The sequence below is a fragment of the Nocardiopsis alba DSM 43377 genome, assembly GCF_000341225.1.
GTDB lineage: Bacteria > Actinomycetota > Actinomycetes > Streptosporangiales > Streptosporangiaceae > Nocardiopsis > Nocardiopsis alba.
Map to the genome: position 1 here is coordinate 140,584 of NZ_ANAC01000017.1, position 17,017 is coordinate 157,600.

General features: G+C 70.1%; 15 protein-coding genes. 6 read left to right on the top strand and 9 right to left on the bottom strand.

What is annotated here, in order from left to right:
- Positions 1 to 40 precede the first annotated feature (40 nt).
- Positions 41 to 1,303, top strand: coding sequence for a hemolysin family protein (locus tag D451_RS0118530; RefSeq protein WP_014912493.1), 1,263 nt, complete (start codon positions 41 to 43; stop codon positions 1,301 to 1,303).
- An 8-nt stretch (positions 1,304 to 1,311) separates the two neighbouring features.
- Here the strand turns inward: D451_RS0118530 and D451_RS0118535 are convergent, their stop codons facing one another.
- The 5 genes from D451_RS0118535 to D451_RS0118555 form a co-directional block, all read right to left on the bottom strand.
- Positions 1,312 to 1,812 (bottom strand): hypothetical protein, encoded by a 501-nt coding sequence (locus D451_RS0118535; protein WP_014909017.1) that lies wholly within the window; start codon positions 1,810 to 1,812, stop codon positions 1,312 to 1,314.
- Positions 1,813 to 1,819: 7 nt separating this feature from the next.
- Positions 1,820 to 3,499 (bottom strand): alpha/beta hydrolase, encoded by a 1,680-nt coding sequence (locus tag D451_RS0118540; RefSeq protein WP_017535535.1) that lies wholly within the window; start codon positions 3,497 to 3,499, stop codon positions 1,820 to 1,822.
- A 47-nt stretch (positions 3,500 to 3,546) separates the two neighbouring features.
- Positions 3,547 to 3,873 (bottom strand): hypothetical protein, encoded by a 327-nt coding sequence (locus D451_RS0118545; protein WP_014909406.1) that lies wholly within the window; start codon positions 3,871 to 3,873, stop codon positions 3,547 to 3,549.
- A 104-nt stretch (positions 3,874 to 3,977) separates the two neighbouring features.
- Positions 3,978 to 4,733 (bottom strand): class I SAM-dependent methyltransferase, encoded by a 756-nt coding sequence (locus D451_RS0118550; protein ID WP_017535536.1) that lies wholly within the window; start codon positions 4,731 to 4,733, stop codon positions 3,978 to 3,980.
- Complete coding sequence (locus tag D451_RS0118555) at positions 4,730 to 5,470, bottom strand: class I SAM-dependent methyltransferase (protein ID WP_193789616.1); 741 nt, start codon at positions 5,468 to 5,470, stop codon at positions 4,730 to 4,732. Before D451_RS0118555 ends, D451_RS0118550 begins: the two co-directional genes overlap by 4 nt.
- Positions 5,471 to 5,643: 173 nt before the next feature.
- Between D451_RS0118555 and D451_RS0118560 the strand changes: the two genes are divergently transcribed.
- Positions 5,644 to 7,734, top strand: a complete 2,091-nt coding sequence (locus tag D451_RS0118560; protein WP_026125176.1) for a hypothetical protein — start codon at positions 5,644 to 5,646, stop codon at positions 7,732 to 7,734.
- Positions 7,735 to 7,739: 5 nt separating this feature from the next.
- On the opposite strand, the gene D451_RS0118565 is transcribed toward D451_RS0118560, so the two are convergent.
- Positions 7,740 to 9,113, bottom strand: a complete 1,374-nt coding sequence (locus tag D451_RS0118565) for an acyltransferase family protein (RefSeq protein ID WP_017535539.1) — start codon at positions 9,111 to 9,113, stop codon at positions 7,740 to 7,742.
- Positions 9,114 to 9,269: 156 nt separating this feature from the next.
- Between D451_RS0118565 and D451_RS0118570 the strand changes: the two genes are divergently transcribed.
- The 4 genes from D451_RS0118570 (at position 9,270) to D451_RS0118585 (ending at position 13,423) form a co-directional block, all read left to right on the top strand.
- Positions 9,270 to 10,190: a DUF3068 domain-containing protein gene (locus D451_RS0118570; RefSeq protein WP_014913621.1), complete on the top strand. Its 921-nt coding sequence runs from the start codon at positions 9,270 to 9,272 to the stop codon at positions 10,188 to 10,190.
- Positions 10,191 to 10,325: 135 nt separating this feature from the next.
- On the top strand, positions 10,326 to 11,279 hold the full coding sequence (locus D451_RS0118575; protein WP_017535540.1) for a decaprenyl-phosphate phosphoribosyltransferase: 954 nt from the start codon (positions 10,326 to 10,328) through the stop codon (positions 11,277 to 11,279).
- Positions 11,276 to 12,634, top strand: a complete 1,359-nt coding sequence (locus tag D451_RS0118580) for an FAD-binding protein (RefSeq protein ID WP_017535541.1) — start codon at positions 11,276 to 11,278, stop codon at positions 12,632 to 12,634. The genes D451_RS0118575 and D451_RS0118580 overlap by 4 nt, the downstream gene beginning before the upstream one ends.
- Before the next feature lie 36 nt (positions 12,635 to 12,670).
- A complete protein-coding gene (locus D451_RS0118585; RefSeq protein WP_017535542.1) occupies positions 12,671 to 13,423 on the top strand; it encodes an SDR family NAD(P)-dependent oxidoreductase in 753 nt (250 codons plus the stop codon).
- A 52-nt stretch (positions 13,424 to 13,475) separates the two neighbouring features.
- Here D451_RS0118585 and D451_RS0118590 read toward each other — a convergent pair whose 3' ends face one another.
- From D451_RS0118590 to D451_RS0118600, 3 genes are all read right to left on the bottom strand, one after another.
- Positions 13,476 to 14,867 carry an MFS transporter gene (locus D451_RS0118590; RefSeq protein WP_014909633.1) on the bottom strand — a complete coding sequence of 464 codons (1,392 nt, stop codon included), beginning with the start codon at positions 14,865 to 14,867 and terminating at the stop codon, positions 13,476 to 13,478.
- A complete protein-coding gene (locus D451_RS0118595) occupies positions 14,864 to 15,853 on the bottom strand; it encodes an oxygenase MpaB family protein (RefSeq protein ID WP_017535543.1) in 990 nt (329 codons plus the stop codon). The genes D451_RS0118590 and D451_RS0118595 overlap by 4 nt, the downstream gene beginning before the upstream one ends.
- 106 nt (positions 15,854 to 15,959) lie before the next feature.
- Positions 15,960 to 16,940, bottom strand: a complete 981-nt coding sequence (locus D451_RS0118600) for an oxygenase MpaB family protein (RefSeq protein WP_017535544.1) — start codon at positions 16,938 to 16,940, stop codon at positions 15,960 to 15,962.
- Positions 16,941 to 17,017: the final 77 nt, after the last annotated feature.

The following is a 17,017-nucleotide window of genomic DNA, read 5'->3' on the forward strand; positions in this document are numbered from 1 at the left end:
ATGAAACGAACGGCGGTACAACCTGACCACGGGGGCGCCCATGGAGGGCTACGGGACCCAACTCGGTCTCGTGTTGGTCCTGGTCGTGGTGAACGCGCTGTTCGCGGGGAGCGAGATCGCGCTGGTCACCCTGAGAGAGGGGCAGATCCGGAGGCTGGAGGAACGCGGTCCGGGCGGGCGGGCCGTGGCCCGGCTGGCGCGGGACCCCAACCGTTTCCTCGCCACGATCCAGATCGGCATCACCCTCGCCGGGTTCCTGGCCTCGGCGACGGCGGCCGTCTCCCTGGCCCGGCCCCTGGTCGAACCGCTCGGATTCCTCGGACGTTACGCCTCACCGGTGGCGATCGTGCTGGTCACCATCGTCCTGTCCTTCATCACCCTGGTGCTGGGGGAACTCGCCCCCAAACGGATCGCCATGCAGCGGGCCGAGCGCTGGGCTCTGGCGGTGGCCCGCCCCCTGGACCTGCTCGCCACGCTGACCCGGCCGGTGGTGTGGCTGCTCGGGGTCACCACGGACCTGGTCGTGCGCCTGTTCGGCGGAGACCCCAAGGCCGGCGGGGAGGGCGTCTCGGACGAGGAACTGCGCGACATGATCGTCTCGCATCAGCACATCACCCCCGAACAGCGGCGGATCCTGGTCGGCGCCTTCGAGATCCGCGAACGCCGCCTGCGCGAGGTGCTGGTGCCGCGCAGGGACGTCGACGCCCTGTCCGCGGGGACCCGGGCCGAGGACGCGCTGGAGGCGCTCGCCGAACTCGGCCACTCGCGGGCTCCGGTGGTCCGCCACGGAGACATGGACGACGTGGTCGGAGTGGTGCACTGGTCGGACCTGATCGGTCGGGAGGGGGACATCGCGGACCTGGCCCGGGACGTGCCGCTGTTGCCCGACACGCTGTCGTTGTCCACGGCCCTGCGGAGGATGACCGAGGGACGCCGCCAGTTGGCGATGGTGGTCGGCGAGACCGGGGAGGTCGTCGGCATCGTTTCCCTGGAGGACCTGCTGGAGGAGCTGGTCGGGGACATCAACGACGAGACCGACCCCGAACCGACGGGGGCGGTGCGGTCGGTCGGAGGGACGCTCCTGGTCCCCGGAGGCTTTCCCGTGCACGATCTGCCGGGACTGGGGGTGGAACCGACCGACCGTCCGCGGGGTTCCTACGTCACGGTCGCCGGGATGGTCCTGGCCGCGCTCGGGCACATCCCGGAGGGCCCGGGGGAGCGGGTGGACCTGGGCGGGTGGACCGCCACGGTCATCGCCGCCGATGGGCGCAGGATCGACGAGATCGGGCTGACCCCGGGCTGACCGGCGCCTCAGCCCCCGGGGGTCCCCTCGGGCCAGACGCAGGGCGAGCTTGCGCTGATGGAGAGGCTTCCCTTGTCGCTGGTCCTGACGCCGACCCGGAACGAGTCCTCCTCGTGCTCGACCGTCAGCGACAGCGAGTCCGGGCGCTCGTCCCTGAGCACCCGGTAGCCGTTGGCGGTCCAGTACTCGTACATCCGCTCGATGCCGGCCTCGTTGTCCTCGACCGGGAGACCCCTGATCCAGAAGGTCTCACTGACCGTGACGCGGTCGCCGGGTCCTCCGTCGGTGGCGTCGTCGCAGGAGGCGAAGAGGGTGCCCCGTCGGGTCTCCAGCTCCGCCTCGTCGGGGAGCGCGGTGAGGGTCCGCTCGATGTGCTCCCGGACCTTCTCGGCGGCCCGGTCCTGTGTGATGGTCTCGTTCATGTCCGTCTCTCCGGCGGTACCGATACCGCAGCCGCTCAACATCGAGGCGACCACGAGGGCCGCGATCCGGTGGATGGTTCCGTTCACGCTGTGACTACCTCTGCCCCGCGATGACCTCGCCCATGTACTCCAGGGAGGCGCTGTTCCGGTCGAAGTACTCGGAGTGGGCGTCTCCCAGAGGCCATGATCCCCCTTCGCTGCCGGGGTCCGAATCGAACACCGTCGCGCCGAACCCGGGCGCGGTCGGGTCCGGGCCGTGGGTGAAGCCGGTGACCATGCTGATCCCGTCGTTCTCCGCGGTCGAGGTGTGCACGTCGTCGGGCGCGAAGCCCAGCTCGCTCACGTGGTCGGCGTTGGAGCCGGGGCTTCCCACGAGGACGATGTCGTCGGCGTCGAGTCCATCGTCCCCTTGCGCGGTGTGCCCCACCACGGTGGAGCCGTAACTGTGCCCGATGACGGTGTTGTGCGATGGCGACGTGTTCTGGTGGGTGACCCGCAACCCTTCCTGGAAGCCGCTCAGCTCGTCGACCGCGCCCTCGGCACGGCCCGAGAAGGCCGCTTCGACGAAGTTGGGGGCGTCGTAGCCGACCCAGGTGACGACGGCGTGCCCGCCGTCCTCATCGGCGTCGGTGGCCGATTCGAGGAGGGCGTCGGACCGGCCGATCAGACCGTTGACGCTCTGCCAGGTGGTCGTGGTACCGGGGACCAGGGTGGCGACGCCGTCGGCGGTGTCGGGGTTGCCGCTCGACACGATGGCGCGTCCGCGTCCCTCGGTGTCCAACGAGAGCAGGTAGCGATCGGCGTTCGGGTCCTCCAGCCTGGAACGCAGGGTGGTCAGGGTGTCGAGCTCCCCCTGGACGTCCTCCAGCCCCTTCATCGCGTGGTAGGTGCCCCAGGCGCCGCCGGTGGGCCAGGGGCCCATGGCGGCGTCGCGCCACTCCTCCGCCTCGGCGACCTCCTCCTCCAAGCGGGAGATCTCCTCTTGGAGGAAACCGCGGTTGAGCTCGTCGCGCACGGTCACGGGGATCCCGTCGAGGGCGCGCAGGAGTTCGCCGTGCTCCTTCAGCGCCTGCCGCTGCTCGTCCTCGGTCATGGAGGACCACCACAGGCCGACGACGGCGGGGGACTCGCCCTCGGACGGGAGGTCGGGGACCATGCCGGGAACGGTGTCGGAGAACCGGCTCAGCTGGGCACCGGTGAGAAGACCGGCACCCAGGAGACGCTCCAACGTCGATTGTCCGGGGCCGTCGCGCAGATCCTTCTTGGTCTGGTCGGCCTGGTCCATCAGGGTGTCCCAGTGCTTGGTGTGCTCGGAGAGGAGATCGGCGCGCAGCGCCTCCAACTCCTCGACCTTGGCCGTCTCGAAGGCGCCGGAGGTCAGGGAACCGTGCATGTCGGGGCGTGAGCCGATCCGGCTCACGGCGGCCTCGGCGTTGGACACGGCCTCTTCCCAGCGCCGTTCGAGCCCGGCCCGAGCCAGCCGGTAGTCCTTGATGTCCCCGGCCCAGAGCCGGAGCGTGGCGGCGCCGTAGGTCAACGACTTCGCCGCCTCCTCCCAGGCCATCAGTTCGGTGGAGGCGGCCGTGACGATGTCCCAGGCGATGAGGTCGGTGAACTCGCCCGCGCTGGCACGGAAACCGGCGTCGACCGTTTCGGAGTCGCCGAGCATGGTCCGGCAGAGCCGGTCGAGGCCGTCGGCTCCTTCGTTGATCGAGGCGACGTCGGCCTGGATGTCGGAGGGCAGTCCCAGGGAGAGGTCGGAGATGCTGGTCATGGTCCGTGATGTCTCCGGAGGCCGGTGCGGGTCGGGGGGACGGGGGGTCAGAAGTTGATCCGGATGTCGAGGGCGTTCATGCTCCCCTGGTAGAGCTCGGCGCTCTCGGCGTCGGTCGTGACGACCGTCGACACCGCCCCCTGCACCTCTTGTGCCAGGGTCATCCCGTTCCGGGAGACCCGGTCGATGTGTTCGAGGGTGTCGGCCTCGTAGTCGGACACGGCGGGGCTCACGTGTTCGGACACGGCGGAGACGAGGGTGGAGGCGATCTCCTCCAGGTCGGTGCCGAGGAGGAGCATGGCCTCGGACAGCGCCTCGGCCTGTTCGGCCTTGGACATCGCCTGTATCGGGTTCACACCGACTTCGTCGTACATGGAGGGCTCCATGGGGCTGGGGAACGAGGGGAGGCTACAGCATCCCCGTGCGGTCGTTTCCAACGAATCGTGAACAATCGGTGGTTCATCCCGATGGGGGACGTTCAGCGCTTGCGCAGGACCAGGAGGAGGTTCCAGGTGACGATCTCGCGCAGGAGAGGCACGTGCACGATGGGCCTTGTCCAGGTGGGCAGATAGCGCGGACGCAGGTCCACCACGTCCACGTCGTCGCGGCCGCGCAGCCAGCGCAGCGTCTCCTTGGCGTAGGCCGCGTACATCGTGCGGCCGAAGTCGTTCTTGGGTCGACGGCCGTTCTTGCGCGCGAACCGCTCGGCCGCGTACGAACCGCCCAGGTAGTGCCAGGGAGAGGTCTCGTGGCCGCCCCAAGGGGAGAGCCACAGCGTGTACGACAGGTACACGAGGCCTCCGGGGCGGGTCACCCGCACCATCTCGTCGGCCATCCGGGACCGGTCCGGCACGTGCTCCAGAACGTTGGACGAGAAGCACACGTCCACGCTCCCCGTGCGCAGGGGGAGGTCCAGAGCGCTGCCCTGGACGGCGTTGGTATCGGCCTCCCGCCCGTGCAGGGTCATCTCGTGCGCGTCGGCGTCCACGCACAGACAGCGGGCGCCCTCGGAGCGCAGGGCGTCGGCGAAGTAGCCGGGGCCACCGCCCACGTCCACCACGAGTCTTCCGTCGAGGGGGGTGTAGGAGCGCAGTTGTGCGACGGTGTCGCGGGCGAGCAGGCCGTAGAAGAAGGCGGGGTCGCTCTGCTCCTTGCGAAAGGCGGTGAACAGTCTCACGGAGCGGCCGAGGGTGGCGCGGAAGGGGACGGTCCAGTCGGGGTGGGGCGAGGTCACACCCGACCCCCGACCTCGACGTAGTGCCGCAGGTGGCGCCAGTGGTCCCCGCCCCAGTATTCGTCGGAGGCGACGATCCGGGCGTCGGGGAGGAGCTCGGCCAGACGCTTGGTGCGCAGGGTGTGCATGCGCATGGGCGCCGGATAGCGCAGGATCACCCGCTGGGCCAAGGCCACCAGGGGCCAGGGCACGTAACGGAACACCATCCCCTTGAAGGTCCGGCGTTCGCTCTCGGGCACGCCCAGGACCATGGCGCCGCCGGGGCGCACCACCCGGGCGAACTCGCGCAGGTAGCCCTCGGCCAGGTCGGGGGGAAGGTGCTGGAGGACCAGGTCGGTGTAGACGAGGTCGAAGGAGTCGTCCTCGAACGCGGACAGGTCCGGGCGCTCGTTCAGTCGGAAGTCGATCCGGCCCTGGGAACGGTCCAGCCGTCGGGCCTCGTCGAGCATCGGCGCGGAGATGTCCACGCCCACCACCCGATCGAAGTGGGCGGCGAGGGCGTTGGAGAGTCGACCGGCGCCGCAGCCGAAGTCCAGTACGCGACCGCGTTCGGGGGCCAGGCCCAATTCGTCCAGTCGTGCGATCGCCGGATCGATGTCGGCGCGGCCGGAGGCGAGGAACTCCTCGTCGTCCCACCCGCCGTCACGCTTGTCCGGATCCACGCAGACCGCCCACAGCGGCTCGGTGGAACCGAGTCGGGTCCAGTCGCGGCGGACCTGTTCGAGCCCCACCGACATCACCCCCACGGTGCGGGTGGCCGCCCAGCGGACAGCTTCTTTTGAAGCTTGTTCCTGTTCTGGAGGGGCAGGCCAATACGACCTGCGATAACGGCCACAAGGAAAAGTGGAACGTGTTGTATTCTGGCACCCATTTTCCGGGTTGGCCAACCTATGGTGGGAAGAGAGGACCGATGTCGCCTGACTCCCCCTCGGCGCGTGGGCCGCAGGACGATGGGGCCGTGGAGGCGCCGCCGTCCGAGGAGGACGGAGGCACCAGGGTACGCGGAGCGGTCGAGGGCCCGGAGGATCGGGGTGGCCCCGCCGGAGCCTCCCCGCGCGAGATGCTCGCCTCGCTGTGGCGGTCGAGGAACGACCGGCTCCTTCTCACGGCCCTGGCGATCGTGGCCGTGGCCGTGGCGCTCAAGGCGTACGTGCTCTCCGCCTCCTCCTTCGTGGAGGACGACTACCTCTTCTTCGCCGCGGCGAACACCGGCGGGCTGACCCCCGAGTACCTGCTGGACCTGCACAAGGGCCACTTCATGCCGGGGGCCATGTTCCTGGTCTACCTCCAGAACGCCTTCCTGCCCTATCACTGGGGGACGGCCGCGGGGACGATGCTGGTCCTCCAGACCGTCGCGATCCTCGCGTTCCTCCGGCTGCTGTGGGAGCTGTTCGGCCGCCGGTGGGCCCTGCTGATCCCGCTCACCGTGTACGCGTCGGCACCGCTGACCATCCCGGTCCTGGGGTGGTGGGCCGCGGCCCTCAACGCGGTCCCGTTCCAGCTCGCGATCGTCCTCGCCCTGCTGTGGACCGTGCGCCACCTGCGCACCGGCGTCACGATGTACGCCTGGTGGGCGGCCGGCGCCGTCGTCTTCGGGATGCTCTTCTCGGTCAAGGCCCTGTTCCTTCCACCGCTGCTGTTCGCGTTCGCGGTGGCCTTCCTGTATCCGGGCGGGCTCGCGCGGTCGGCACGGTACGCGTTCTGGCTGGATCGGCGTTACTGGCTCGGGATGGCCGCCCTCTCCCTGGGGTATCTGGCGCTCTACCTGCTGCGCCAGAGGGCGGGCGACGGTTCCGAAGGCGCTTCGGTACCGGTCTGGGAGGCCGCGTCGGGCCTGATGCGGCGCATGGTCGTCGAGGTGTTCCCCACCGGGGCGCTCGGCGGCCCCTACGTGTGGCGGCCGATCACCCCCACCGGAGGGCTGGTCGATCCTCTGGGCCCGGTGCTGATCGGCGCCTGGATCGTGTTCGTCGCGATCGTGGTGGCCTCCCTTCTCCTGCGCAGACGGGCCTGGCGTGCCTGGGCCCTGCTGGCCGGACACCTGGTGTTCGTGGACGTGGTGCCCACGGTGATCGCCCGGGGCCACATGTACGGCGAGGTCGGGGCCGACCCCCGTTACGTCGCCGACGCGGCTCTGGTGTTCGCCCTGGTCCTGGCCTTGGCCTTCCTTCCGGTGAAGGAGGAGAGGGCCCGGGAGCACGTCGGCAACGCGGGGGAGGGGTACGACCGGCGTCGAGGAACGGGCCGGGTCCGGGTCGGTCGAGTCGCGGGGGCGGCCGCGCTCGTGGTCACCCTGGCCTACGCCGGTTCGGCGGCCTACTCCACCCACGCCTACGCGCAGACCCTCAACGGAGAACGGTTGCGGACCTACCTGGCCAACGCGCGGGCCTCCCTGGCCGAGGTCCCCGACGACGCCGGCCTCTACAGCAGGGCGGTGCCGACCGATGTCGTCCTGGAGTGGAACGGGCAGCGCAGACTCAGTTCGTACGTGCTGGCCCCACTGGCCGACGACGCCGTGGCCGAGCGCATGTACGCGCCGGAACCCGCCACCGAGGCCTACGTGTTCGACGACGAGGGCCTTCTGGTGGAGGCCGCCCCCACCTCCCGCGTCAACGCGTTCGTCCCGGCCGAGGATTCGGACTGCATGGACGGCTGGGACGGTCTGATGTCGTGGTCGGTGTGGGAGTTCGGCGGCATCGACCAGGTGGCCACGATCGGCTACACGTCCGAGGAGGACTCCGAGGTGGGCGTGCTGGTCGGGGACGAGGAGGTCCGGGCGGACCTGCCCGCCGCCCCCGACGGCGGATACGTGTACGTGCCCATCGAGGCGCGGGACACGACCTTCGCCCTGTTCACCGACGCCGAGACGACCTGTGTCACCTGGGCCTCGCTGGGGCCGCTCTCACCCGCCGCCGATCTGGAGGACGAGGAGGACGCCCCGCGTGAGGGTGTCGAAGGAGACGGCTCCGGGGAGGCCGAGGGGTCCGACGGAAAGGACTGACGCGCTCAGGCCGGGGGAGGGGTGGACGGGGTTCCGCGGCGCCGACGCCCGCCTCCGCCGCGTCCGGTCGACCCCTTCCGCCCGCCGAGAACCCGCCGGGACCACTTGCGGGAGGGTTCCTCCACCAGATGGAAGGTGAGCGTGCCGAGCAGGGCGCTCAGGGCCAGGACCGGGACGAAGTCCAACCAGAAGGAACCGGTGAAGATCTCCTGGCCGGTGAAGTCGCGCCACAGGTACAGCACGACGAACTGCCACAGGAACATCCCGTAGCTGATCCGGGCGAAGAACATCACGACCCGATGGCGCATCAGCCCGTCCAGCCAGGCGCCGTCACGCCAGGTGGACAGGGCGCGCAGGGAGGGCGGAGGGCCGTCGGCGGGCGGCGGCGCCAGGGCGGCGGGCGCGACCATGAAGAAGGCGAAGCCGATGCTGGTGGCGTTCTCGACGAACGAGATCCACAGGTTGCCGGGTTCGAAGAACCGTCCGCCCGCGGCCGGGGTCGCCTCCAGGGCGTAGAAGGCCGCGGCCACGGCCCAGCACAGGCCGGGGGAGGAGGCCAGGGTCCGGCAGAGGCGGCGTACCGGTCCGTCCGGTCCCCGCTCCCGCCAGGCCAGTTCCGAGAGCGTGGCCAGGGCCATCCCCACCGCGAACATGCCCATGCAGCGGGGGAGCCAGGAGTGCATGTACTCGCGGTACTCGGGCAGGTACTGCGGGATCAGCGCGGCGAACGACAGGACGATCAGGACCACCATGCCGCCGATGAGTCTGCGTCCGCGGGCGTCGGGGGTCCTCCCTCCACGCGCCCACAGGTGCAGGATCAGGGCGAACAGCGGCAGGGTGAGGTAGAAGGCCACCTCGACCGACAGGCTCCACATCTGGCCCAGGCCGTAGGGGCCGGGGCCGGCCCAGTGCGGGTCGGTGTTGAGGGGGAAGGTGAGGGTCATGACCTCGAACCAGTGCCGCGCCGAGTCGCGGTACTCGCCGGCCCACAGCAACAGGGCGACCGCCGCCACCACCCAGTAGGCGGGGAAGACGCGCATGACGCGACGCCACAGGTAGGAAGGGATCCGGGGACCCGGGGTCAGGTCCAGGGTGGCGCGGGCCCAGGGACGGTACAGCAGCACGCCGGACAGACAGAAGAACAGGGGGACCGCGAGCGCGGCGGCGCTGAGCAGTCCGCCGACGATGCCGGGGGCGAGCGCGTCCCCGGTCTCGGTGGACACGTGCACGACGAGGACCATGACGCAGGCCAGACCGCGGACGCCGTCGAGGGAGTGGTGACGCCCCTTCACCTGGGGGAGGAGGCGGGCCGGGTCGACGGTGGCGGTGCGGGGGCCGCCCGAGGCGGGGTCCTCGGGCGCGGTGGAAGTGGGCGCCATGGAGCCTTCCAGAACGGGAGTGAGTCGAAACTCGTTCTATTAGAACGTGTTATAAAAATTCAGACACGCCCAGGTGACGTCGTTCACTACTGGGCAGTACTCTACCTGGAACTGAACCTGGTTCCAGATCTGACTCTCATCCGCCCAGGAGGGCACATGCGCCGTACCGTTGCGGTCGTTCTCATCGCGCTGGGGGTCTTCTGTCTCGTCTCGGCACCCATGATGCGTACGTGGATGTCCGGTTCCCTGATGAAGACTCCACTGGACTACTACAACGCCACCGTCAACACAGGAGAGGTCACCTACTTCAACATCGAGGACCTCGAACAGGTCGAGGACGCCAACGTCGAGGCGCACTCCACTCTCCGGGCCGACGTGGCGTCCAGCACCGACGACGTCGTCGTGTGGGACCAGTTCACCTGGATCAAGGACGCCGACACCGACTTCGGGATCAGCTCCACGAGCCGTCGCGCCGGACACGACCGGGTCACCGGCGAGGCCGTCGACTGCTGTGACGCCATGATCAACGAGGAGTCCGTCGCCCAGAGCGGGCAGGCCTGGAAGTTCCCGTTCATGACGGAACAGCGTGACTACGACTTCTTCGAGACCACCGTCCAGGAGGTCGTCCCGATGAAGTTCGAGGGCGTGGAGGAGATCGACGGCGTCGAGGCCTACAAGTTCGTCCAGACCGTCGAGCCGACCGTCATCGACGAGCGGGAGGTCCCGCGCTCGGTCGCCGGCCTGGACGGTGAGGGCGACGTCGTCGGCGACGAGACCTTCTCCATGGTCCGCACCTACTGGATCGAACCGATCAGCGGCACCCCCATCAACATCAGCGAGGACCACCACCGCGTCGTCGTCGTGGACGGTGAAGAGGTCCTGACCCTGCTCAGCGGTGAACTCTCCTTCGACGACGCCACCCGCGCCGCGTCCATCGAGAACACCGAACAGGCCCGCAAGGTCCTTCCCCTGCTGCACAGCACGCTGCCCGTGGCCGCCCTGATCGCGGGCGCCGGCCTCATCGGCATCGCGGTGATCCTGTTCGTCACCGGTCGAGGCACCGCCCGACGAGGCTGACCGGATGGACCGACCGTCCGCCACCCCCGCGTTCGACGATCGGATCCACCGCCCCCGTCCCCTCCGGGCCGCCCGCCACCCCCACGGGCGGCCCGGACCTTCCGAAACACCGACGACGGACCCGAGGGGGAAGACGTGACCGCGATCCCCACGGCCCGGAACCGACCCGGACGGAGGGGCCTCGTACTCGCCCTCGCCCTCCTGCGGGCCTGCCGCCCCCGCCAGTGGCTCAAGAACCTGCTGGTGTTCGCCGCCCCCGCCACGGCCGGGGCGCTCGCCGACCCTCGGGCCGTGCTCCTGTGCCTGGCGACCTTCGGCCTCTTCTGTCTGGCCTCGGCCGGGACCTACCTGCTCAACGACGTGCGCGACGCGCGCCACGATCGTCGCCACCCGCGTAAGCGCCATCGCCCGATCGCCTCGGGCGAGCTTCCGGTGCCGATCGCCGTGGTCGTGGGCGTCCTGGCGGTCCTCGTCGCCCCGGTCGCCTCACTCGTCCTCGGCAACGGGGCACTCTCCGCCCTCATCGCCGGCTACGTCCTGCTCACCCTGCTCTACACGCGTTTCCTCAAGACGATGGTCGTCGTCGATCTCGTCGCAGTCGCCTCCTGCCACGTGCTGCGCGCGATGGCCGGCGGGATCGTGGTCGGGGTCGTGCTCACCTCGTGGTTCATGATCGTGGTGTCTCTGGCGGCCCTGCTGGTGGTGGTCGGCAAGCGCGAGGCGGAGCTCCGCGCGACCGGGGCCCCGGAACCGGTGGGCGAGGCCGACCTCGGCGAAGAGGGTGGGACGCACCCCACGCGGGCGGCCCTGCTCGGCTACACCACCGACTACCTCTCGCGGATGCGCACCGTCGCCTCCGGCGCCATGATCGTCACCTACTGCCTGTGGGCGCTGGAACAGGGCGGCGGCCCGCAATCGGTGTTCCACGCGGTCAGCATCGTTCCGTTCGTCATGTTCGTGCTCCGCTACAACCTGCTCGTGGACCGGGGCTCGGGCGAGGAGCCGGAGGAGATCGCGTTGAAGGACCGACCCCTCCAGGCCACCCTTCTGAGCCTCGTCCTCCTGATCGGACTGGGGATCCACCTGTGAGTCGACCGACCCTCCTCACCGGCTGGGGGCGCACCTCGCCCACCGCCGCCACCGTGGTGCGGCCACGAACCGTGGAACAGGTCGCCGAGGCGCTCACCCGGGCGGGGCCGCGCGGCGCCCTCGCCCGAGGGCTGGGCCGTTCCTACGGAGACGCCGCCCAGTCCGCGGGCGGACTCGTCCTGGACTGTTCCTCGCTCACCGGGCCGCTCCGCCTGGACACGGAGCGGGACGAGATCACCGCGCCCGCCGGGATCGACCTGCGCCGTCTCACGACGTACCTGCTGCGTCATGGGCGGGTCCTCCCGGTCGTGCCCGGCACCGCGCACGTCACCCTGGGCGGGGCGATCGCCGCCGACGTCCACGGCAAGAACCACCACATCGACTCCTCCCTCGGAGCCCATGTGCGCTCCCTGACCCTGGCGACCCCGCTCGGGGAGCTCCTCGAACTCGGTCCCGACCGCGGCGACGTCGACCTCTTCCACGCCACGGTCGGCGGTATGGGGCTCACCGGTGTCATCACCTCGGCCACCGTCGCGGTGCGCCCCGTCGAGACGTCCCACGTCATGGTGGACATCGATCGCACCGGAGACCTCGACGCCACCCTGGAGCTGATGGGGGACGGCCCCCGGGGCCACCGGTACACGGTCGGATGGATCGACCTGCTGGCCAGGGGCGGCGACACCGGACGGGGGATCGTCACCCGGGCACGCCACGCCCTTCGTACCGATCTGCCCGCCCCTTTGCGGGACGAGCCCTGGAGGGTTCGACCGAGGTCCGCGCCGGCGGCCCCGCGATGGGCGCCGTCCGGCCTGCTCAACCGGTGGACGGCGCAGGCGTTCAACACGGCCTACTACAATGCGGCTCCTCGCCGCCGGCGAGGACGGATCCGACCGCTCGACGCCTTCCACCACCCCTTGGACGCGGTGGAGGGGTGGAACCGGTTGTACGGTCCACGAGGGTTCGCCCAGTACCAGTTCGTCGTCCCCTTCGGCGAGGAGGACACGCTCCGGGCGGTGGTCGAGGATCTCGCGCGAACGGGCGCCCCCTCGTTCCTGGCGGTCCTCAAACGGATGGGGGACCCGACCCCGGGTCCGCTCTCCTTCCCCCGGCCCGGGTGGACGCTCGCCATGGATCTGCCGGTCGACCACCCCGGTCTGGCCCGCCTCCTGCGCGGGTTCGACGAACGGGTGCTGGCGGCGGGAGGCCGGCTGTACCTGGCCAAGGACGGTCGGGCGAGCGCCGAGGTCGTGCACGCCATGTATCCGGAGCTGCCGGCCTGGCGGAAGGTACGCGAACGGGTCGACCCCGGTGGGGTGCTCGTCTCCGACCTGGCCCGCCGACTCGAACTCGTCTGAGAGCCCTCGACCCGATGAGGAAGGAAGGTGGCCCCCATGCGCGACTCCCTGGGAGGTGTGCGCAGTGTCCTACTGCTCGGAGGCCGTAGTGAGATCGGTCTGGCCGTGGTCGAACGGCTTCTGCTCGAAGGCGCCCGAGAGGTGGTGCTGGCCGCGCGCGGCGGGGTCACGGACCCGCCCGAGACTCTGACGGTGACGGGGGCGAACGTCCATTCGTTGGACTTCGACGCAGAGGCGGTCGACACCCACGCCGCGACCATCGCCGCCGCCGTCGACCTGGTCGGCGACCTGGACGTGGTCGTGGACGCCTTCGGGGTGCTCGGAGAGCAGTCCGCGTACGAGGCGGATCCGGTCGAAGCGGCCCGGGCGGCGACGGTGAACTACACCGGTCATGTCTCCAGCGGGCTGGCGGTCGCCGCCCGGCTGAGAGAGCAGGGGCACGGCACGCTGATGGTCCTGTCCTCCGTGGCCGGGGTCCGGGTACGCAGGGCCAACTTCGTCTACGGATCCGCCAAGGCGGGGCTGGACGGCTTCGCCCAGGGGCTGGCGGACTCCCTGCACGGGTCCGGTGCGCGCGTCCTGGTGGTCCGGCCCGGCTACGTGGCCACCCGGATGTCCGCCCATGTGGAGCCGGCCCCCTTCCCGGCCACGCCCGGACAGGTCGCCGACGTCGCCGTCCGAGGGCTGCGCAGTGGGGCCGGCACGGTGTGGGCCCCGCCCGTCCTGCGCCCGCTCTTCACCGCTCTGAGCCTGCTGCCCCGCCCTCTCTGGCGCCGTCTGGGCCGCTGAGGCGCTCTCCGACGGTCCCCGGTGGTCCCCGGTCGGGACCACCGGGGGAGGGTCAGACCCCCACGACCTCGGACCCCTCGGAGGGACCCTCCGGGCCGGAGGCCTCGGGGAGGTGCTCCCGGGTGAGCCGGTAGAACATCAGTGGGATCAGGCAGGAGAGCATGACCAGGGCCGGCAGCAGGGTGCTGCCGATCAGCATGCCGCGCAGCGCCGAGTCGCTCTGCCGGACGACCTCCCCGGCGCCGGACTCCACGTACCCGCTCACCGCGAGGCACAGCGAGAGCAGGCCGGTGCCGATGGCCTGGGCCAGCGCGTCGCCCGCGGTCCAGACCCCGGACAGCACGCCGCTCTGGCGGCGACCGGAGCCGTCGTCGGTGGCCAGACAGTCGGCCAGCATCGACCAGGGGAGCAGGTGGACACCGGACAGCCCGATGCCCACCAGCACGGAGGAGAACACGGCCCCGGGGACACCCCACACGGGGATGAACAGGAGGCCGAGGCCGCCCATCGCGAACACGACGGCGGACAGGCCCGCGGCGCTCCGCTTGTCCGACCGGACCGACAGGCGCTTCCACAGGGGGGCCGTGGCGATCAGCGGCACCAGTACGCACACCATGAGGATGCTCGTGTAGGCGGGCTCGCCCATCACGTTGGCGGTCACGTACGGAACCCCGGCCACCATGGTCCCGCTCGCCACGCCCATGAGCAGGTTGGCCGGGAACAACACCCGGAAGTGACGGTGCGAGAAGGCCGAACGCAGCTGGCCGAGGATGTTCTCGGTGCGCGCGGGGAAGGCCGGGCGCGGCGCCCGACGGGTACCGATCACACTGCCGAGCATGGCGAACAGGATGACCGCGCCCATGGCCAGGCCCATCAGACGGTAGCCCGTCACCGGGTCCTCGGGGGCGGATTGCAGTACCGGGGCCAGCGCCCCGCCCAACATCAGCGCCAACCCCACGAACGCGGTCCGCCACGTGTTGAAGGTGGAGCGTTCGTGGTAGTCGGAGGTGATCTCACCGGGCATGGCCGCGTGCGGCACCTGGAACATCGAGGAGGCCAGGGCCGCGAGCACGAACAGCACCGCGACGTAGACGGCGGCGGCGTTCCCCTGGAGCGGGGGGCCGAAGAACAGCGCCGCGAAGAGCACCGGCAGGGTCACCGCTCCGGCGAGCATCCACGGCCGACGCGGCCCCCAGGAGGAACGCGTCCGATCTGACCGGACGCCGATGTAGGGGCTGATCAGGAGATCGGCGATCTTCGGTAGGAAGATCACCGCCCCGGCCACCGCCGGACCGACGGCCAGGGTGTCGGTCAGGTAGATGAGCAGCAGCAGTCCGGGGACGGTGTTGAAGATCCCCGTGGCCACCGCGCCGCTGCCGTACCAGGCGTGCACCGAGCGAGGCAGCGGAGCGGCTCCGACGGGGGTGTCGGGGGCGGTGCTCACACGCGATCATCGGCCTTCGCGGCCTCGGACGCCTCGGCGTCGGCCCCCGAGGACGCGGCCTCTCGGGGACGGTCCCCCTCCGCGCCGTACAGCTCCTCGTGGGCCACGGGGTCCACGTTGTGCCGGACCGGGCAGGTGGCCGGGAAGGTGCCCATTTTGTCGATGTCGTAGCCGTCGGGGTAGCTGCGGATGTTCGGGTTCAGGTCCGCCCACAGCGGTTCCTCGCGCGGCTTCATCCGGCGCACGACCTTGGCCCGCAGCTTGAGGGCGATGTCGGCGCCCTTGCGCCAGCCCCGACCGGGCGGGTCGTACCGGAAGGTCCGGATGAGCGAGTCGTCCAGGATCGCCATCGAGAACTTGCGGGCCAGACCGGACACGCGTGGCGGATAGAACGTCACCATGAGGTCGAGGGTGGCGTCGGAGACCGCGCGTCCGCCCTCGGTGTAGGCGAAGTTCTCCTTCTCATAGGTGTCGAGAAGGTCGCGGAACTCCTCATAGGTCTCGGGGATGTCCTTGATCCCCATGTACTTTCCGAGCTTGCGGTAGTAGTTGGTGATCCCCGAGATCTCGTGGTCGCTCAGTCGTCGCCAGCCGTAGCCGTAGTCGTTGAGCCAGCGGACCGGCATGACGACGAAGGTGCTCAGCACGTATCGGTAGTCGTCGTTGGAGATGTCGTAGGAGCGGTGCATCTGGTTCATCCGGCGCAGGGCGTCGCGGCCCTTACCCGGCTCGAACCCGTACCGCATCATGTTGCCGAGGATGAGGGCCGTGTCGTCGTAGCGTTTCTGGGTCTTTCCGGTGAACTCGTCCGTCCGCCCGAGGAGTTCGCCGATGCTCGGGACCGCGTAGGTGCGGTAGAGGGCGATCCCCAGAGCCCTGCCCATGTCCCACGGGAATTCGTGGGAGGTCAGGATCTGGACGATGCGCACGCAGTCGGCCTCGGCGTCGAGGCGGTGGATCTCGTCGCGCCAGTCGAAACGCTTCATTCTGGGGTCCTTCAGGGGAAGAGGGGGCGATGGACAACGGGGGACCGCTCGTGGGGGCGTGGGCCGTATCGATGAGGGTCCGGCCCGGGAAAGGGGTCGGGGGCGCCTATCGCGCGCCGGTGGTCGCGTCGCCCGAGGGGTCGGACGTCGCGGGGGCGACGGCCTGGCCGGGCGCGGGGACGTGGGCGCCGGTTCCGGGCACCTCCCGGGTGAGCATGTCGTGGGGGATCGGGCAGCCCTTCGGGAAGGTCCCGATCCGGGAGGGGTGATAGCCGTCGGGGTAGCTGCGGACGTTGGAGCTGGAACGTGCCCACTTCGGTTCCTCGCGCGGCCTCATCCGGCGCACGACCTTGGCGCGGGCCTTGAGCGCGACGTCCCCGGCCCTGCGCCAGAAGGCGGACGGCTCGGGGTAGCGGAAGGCCCGGATCAGGCTGTCGTCCAGCAGCCCCTTGGTGAAGGGGCGGACCAGCGGCCGCTGCCACGCGGGGTAGAAGTCGACCATGAGGTCGAGGGTGGCGTCGGAGACCGCGCGTCCGCCCTCGGTGTAGGCGAAGTGCTCGGCCTCGTAGGAGTCCATGAGTTCGCGGAACTCCTCGTAGGTCTCAGGGATGTCCTTGATCCCCATGTGCCTGCCGAGTTTGCGGTAGTAGTTCGTGGAGGCGGCGATCTCGTGGTCGCTCAGTCGTCGCCAGCCATAGCCGTAGTCGTTGAGCCAGCGGACCGGCATGACGACGAAGGTGCTCAGCACGTACCGGTAGTCGTCGTTGGAGATCTCGTAGGAGCGGTGCATCTGGTTCATCCGGCGCAGGGCGTCACGGCCGCGGCCGGGCTCGAAGCCGTGCTCCAGGATGTCGTTGAGGATGAGCACGGTGTCGTCGTAGCGGTGTTGGGGGCGCGCGGTGAACTCACGGGTGCCGCCGAGGAGTTCGCCGATGCTCGGAACCGCGTAGGTGCGGTAGAGGGCCAGCCCCAAGGCCTGCTCGATGTCCCAGGGGAACTCCCGGGTCGACAGGATGCGGACGATCTCCTCGTAGTCCTCCTCGGCGTCCAGTGTGCGGATCTTGTCGCGCCATTCGAAACGCTTCATGGGAACTCCACCTTCGTCCGGACCCGCCCGAGACGGGTCCAGGGTCGTCGGGTACGTGAAACACCACTCCATGGGCG